This is a genomic window from Selenomonas sp. FOBRC9 (assembly GCF_000287655.1).
GTDB lineage: Bacteria > Bacillota > Negativicutes > Selenomonadales > Selenomonadaceae > Centipeda > Centipeda artemidis.
In genome coordinates this window covers 1-3,625 of sequence record NZ_ALJR01000007.1, presented here as the reverse complement: position 1 = coordinate 3,625, position 3,625 = coordinate 1, and the positions used below count along the sequence as shown (strand labels likewise).

General features: G+C 53.5%; 5 protein-coding genes. 3 read left to right on the top strand and 2 right to left on the bottom strand.

Features of this window, described 5'->3' with window-relative positions:
• A partial coding sequence (locus tag HMPREF1147_RS12220; RefSeq protein ID WP_369791734.1) for a transposase occupies window positions 1-253 on the top strand: 253 nt, incomplete at its 5' end.
• A 55-nt stretch (window positions 254-308) separates the two neighbouring features.
• On the opposite strand, the gene HMPREF1147_RS02190 is transcribed toward HMPREF1147_RS12220, so the two are convergent.
• Entirely contained in the window at window positions 309-560 is a 252-nt protein-coding gene (locus tag HMPREF1147_RS02190) for a hypothetical protein (protein WP_009657522.1), read from the bottom strand.
• A gap of 147 nt (window positions 561-707) precedes the next feature.
• Between HMPREF1147_RS02190 and rfbF the strand changes: the two genes are divergently transcribed.
• Together rfbF and rfbG are read left to right on the top strand one after the other, a co-directional pair.
• Entirely contained in the window at window positions 708-1,493 is a 786-nt protein-coding gene (gene rfbF, locus HMPREF1147_RS02185; protein ID WP_009657519.1) for a glucose-1-phosphate cytidylyltransferase, read from the top strand.
• A 16-nt stretch (window positions 1,494-1,509) separates the two neighbouring features.
• Window positions 1,510-2,565 (top strand): CDP-glucose 4,6-dehydratase, encoded by a 1,056-nt coding sequence (gene rfbG / locus HMPREF1147_RS02180; RefSeq protein ID WP_009657521.1) that lies wholly within the window; start codon window positions 1,510-1,512, stop codon window positions 2,563-2,565.
• A gap of 481 nt (window positions 2,566-3,046) precedes the next feature.
• On the opposite strand, the gene HMPREF1147_RS02175 is transcribed toward rfbG, so the two are convergent.
• Window positions 3,047-3,625 (bottom strand): IS256 family transposase (locus tag HMPREF1147_RS02175; protein ID WP_009657520.1); only part of this gene is annotated, 579 nt, incomplete at its 5' end.

The window sequence follows — 3,625 nt, the reverse complement described above, 5'->3', positions numbered from 1 at the left end:
ACTCCAGGAAGTCTTTGGGGATATTCCCGTATACTACGCTCATCCTTATACGCCAAGTGAACGCGGAACTAATGAACGCCAAAACGGCATGGTACGACGCTTTATCCCAAAGGGGACCGATATTGCTTGCCTCACGCCGGACACAATTCAACAGGTAGAGGACTGGATGAATAACCTCCCCAGGAAAATCCTCGGATACGATACACCCAAAGAGCGTTTCGATTCATATGTTGCTCAATTCGCTGCCTCGTAACTTTTTCCCTACTTGTCCCACTTGCTATTGCAATTTAGGAAAGCTTGTGTTGTGGTCAATGCGCGTGGCTGTGGTCGTGTGTGTGTCCGCCTGTAGTGCCGAAATCGGCGGGGGCTGCTTCGCTCTCGCCGTGCGAATGGGTGTGGTGATGATCGGAAGACTGCACGTCATGCTTGTGCTCCACGAAATGCTGATAGACGGGGATGGCGATCATCACGGCGAGCATGAAGAGAATCGTGATGATGAGCGATCGGCTCGGGCGGCGGCTGCGTTTCGGCGGCTCCTGCCCCTGTGGAATATGTTCCATGCGGACGACCTCCTTTCTCGGCGCAGACGCTGCGCATGTTCCAAATATCGACAGCATACCATAATTTTTAGAAAAGCGAAACAGGAAAAAACGCATCCGGCGCGAAATTTATAAGGAAAAGGGACACGCATCAAAGAGGGAGGTCGTATGAAAGTTGTACTTCTAGCGGGCGGTTGGGGCACGCGCATCACGGAGGAGTCGGAGCTGCGCCCCAAACCTATGGCGGAGATCGGCGGTATGCCGATCCTTTGGCACATCATGAAGGAATACAGTCACTACGGATTCTACGAGTTCATCATCTGCGCGGGATATAAGCAGCATATGATCAAGGAGTGGTTCGCCGACTATTTCCTCTACACCTCGGACATCACCTTTGATTTCACACAGGACGGTTACCGCACCGTTGTGCACGACCGCCGCGCAGAGCCGTGGAAAGTCACGGTCGTCAACACGGGGCTCAACACGATGACGGGCTCGCGCATTCGCCGTGTGCAAAAATACATCGGCGACGAGACCTTCATGATGACCTATGGCGACGGTGTCTGCGACGTCAACATTCAAAAACTCGTGGAGTTCCACCATGCACACGGGAAATTGGCAACACTGACGACTGTGATGCAGAAAGAGCAGAAGGGGGTTCTTTCCATCAGCGGTGACAACACGGTACGCTCTTTCCGTGAAAAGGCGCAGGAGGATGCCGCCCCCATCAATGCGGGCTATATGGTGCTGGAGCCGGAGGTTTTCTCCTACATCGGGGACGGGAACGATGTGGTCTTTGAGGGAGAACCGCTTGAGCGTCTTGCCGCGGGGGGTGAGCTCATGAGTTATCGGCACGAAGGATTTTGGCAGTGCATGGATACACTCCGGGAGAAGCTGATCCTAGAAAAACTGTGGCAGGAGAACACGGCTCCATGGTGTACCTGGGATGACTGAAAATATAGGGCATAGTATGAACGCATTGGATTTCTATAAGAACAAACGTGTCTTCCTTACAGGGCATACAGGCTTCAAGGGGTTATGGCTCTCGCTTCTTCTCCTGCGTGCAGGTGCAGAGGTGACGGGCTTTTCGCTTGATGCACCGACGACGGATGGTGCCGAGACACTGCGTCGCCTTGGTATCCTCAAAGAACTGCGCGATATGCGCGGCGATGTGCGTGACCTTGCTGCGCTCTCCCGCGCATTTCACGAGACGCGTCCCGAGGTCGTCTTTCATCTCGCGGCGCAGCCCATCGTGCGCGAGAGCTACCGTCAGCCCGTGGACACCTTTGCGGCGAATGTGATGGGCACGGTCAATATTCTTGAATGTATCCGAACATCGGACACCGTTCGTTCTGCGCTCATTGTGACGACGGACAAGGTCTACGAAAACAAGGAGTGGGCATGGGGCTACCGCGAGAACGAGCCGCTGATGGGGTACGACCCGTATTCGGCGAGCAAGAGTTGCGCCGAGCTCGCCGTCTACAGCTATCGGCAGAGCTTTCTCGCCGCGCAGGACGTGCGTGTCTCAACGGCGCGTGCGGGCAACGTGATCGGCGGCGGCGACTTCGCGCCTGACCGCATCATCCCCGACTGCATTCGCGCCGCCGTGCGCGGGCAGATCATCGACATCCGGAACCCCGCCTCAACGCGCCCCTATCAGCACGTTCTCGAACCACTCTCTGTCTATCTCACGATTGCGGCGCGGCAGACAGCGGACGCATCCCTTGTCGGTGCGTGGAACGTCGGCCCTGACGATGCGGACTGCGTGACGACGGGCGAACTCGCTGATATCTTCTGCCGCGCATGGGGCGATGGTGTGCGTTGGCAGAAGCACGCGGACGATGGACCGCACGAGGCGCATTTTTTGAAGCTCGACTGCTCAAAAATAAAGAGTGAACTCGGATGGAAACCGCGCTGGCACATCAAAGAAGCCGTTGAGAAAACGGTGGAATGGGCCAAAGCGTGGGAAGCGGGCACGGATATGCGCGCAGTGAGTGAGGAACAAATACAGGGGTTTCTGACGTAAATAACAGGAGATCGCGATGATATGCAGAGTGTGCGGAGAGTAAACAACGCTGTTTCGGTAGATTGAGGGGTTCGGAGGGAGGAGCGGATATTGTCGGGGCGGGCATTCACTATGGATACGGTGACGATAGCTGTTTATGAGTGTGCTATTTGTGGACATATGCAGACAGAGAACCTTCTCCCGGCAGATTTCTTATGATGCGAACGACCCAGGCGCGCAAAAGCATGGGCAACATATCCACGCACTTGATACGTTTGAGGAAAAGGCGCAAAAGCTGCGACGACATACTGGGGGCGACGCACTTATCGAGAGTGGTTCGGGATTCAGGGCTTTTCTATTGACCGCCGGGAAATACTTTGAGCATTGTACGGGAGTTGAACCTTCAAACACATATAAAAACGAAGTATTCAAACAGGGAGGTAATATCTAAGTCGATCATGGCTACTTTGATAGGGTATGTCAAGTAAAGTGTGTAAGTTTCTTATAGAGCAGAATATTTTCGGATCATCTGTCCGAGCCGCTCATCAATACAGAGTTGATTCATCACAATCGCCCAGTTCTGAATGGAGTGTCCCTTCCACTTCTTGTACAGCTCCTTGATCCGTAAGTAAAACACCTTGAACACAGCCGTCTCGCTTTGAAATGCCCCCTGCTTCGTTACTTTGCGAAAACTTGCATTGACGCTCTCTATCGCATTTGTTGTGTACATGACACGACGGACATCACTGCCATATTGGTAAAGCTGCTCAACATGCCGGAAGTTGTCCTTCCATACGCGAATTGCGCCCGGATACTTGCTCCAAGTCTCACAGAATTTCTCAAATTCGCTCTGTGCAGCCCGAAGGCTAACTGCCCCATAGATCTTTTTAAGTTGTGCCGTAAATGCCTTGTAATCCTTGCTCGGAACGTATTTAAGAGAATTGCGTATCAGGTGAACAATGCACCGCTGTACCACCACGTTCTTAAAGATCGACTTTGCGCCGTCTTCCAGGCCGCTCACGCCGTCCATTGATATGAAGCCGATGTCCTGTACGCCGCGTGCTTTGATCTCGTCAAATAC

Coding starts and splice junctions, on each gene's coding strand:
- HMPREF1147_RS02190 (WP_009657522.1), bottom strand. CDS start 560: ATGGAACATATTCCACAGGGGCAGGAGCCGCCGAAACGCAGCCGCCGC.
- rfbF (WP_009657519.1), top strand. CDS start 708: ATGAAAGTTGTACTTCTAGCGGGCGGTTGGGGCACGCGCATCACGGAG.
- rfbG (WP_009657521.1), top strand. CDS start 1,510: ATGAACGCATTGGATTTCTATAAGAACAAACGTGTCTTCCTTACAGGG.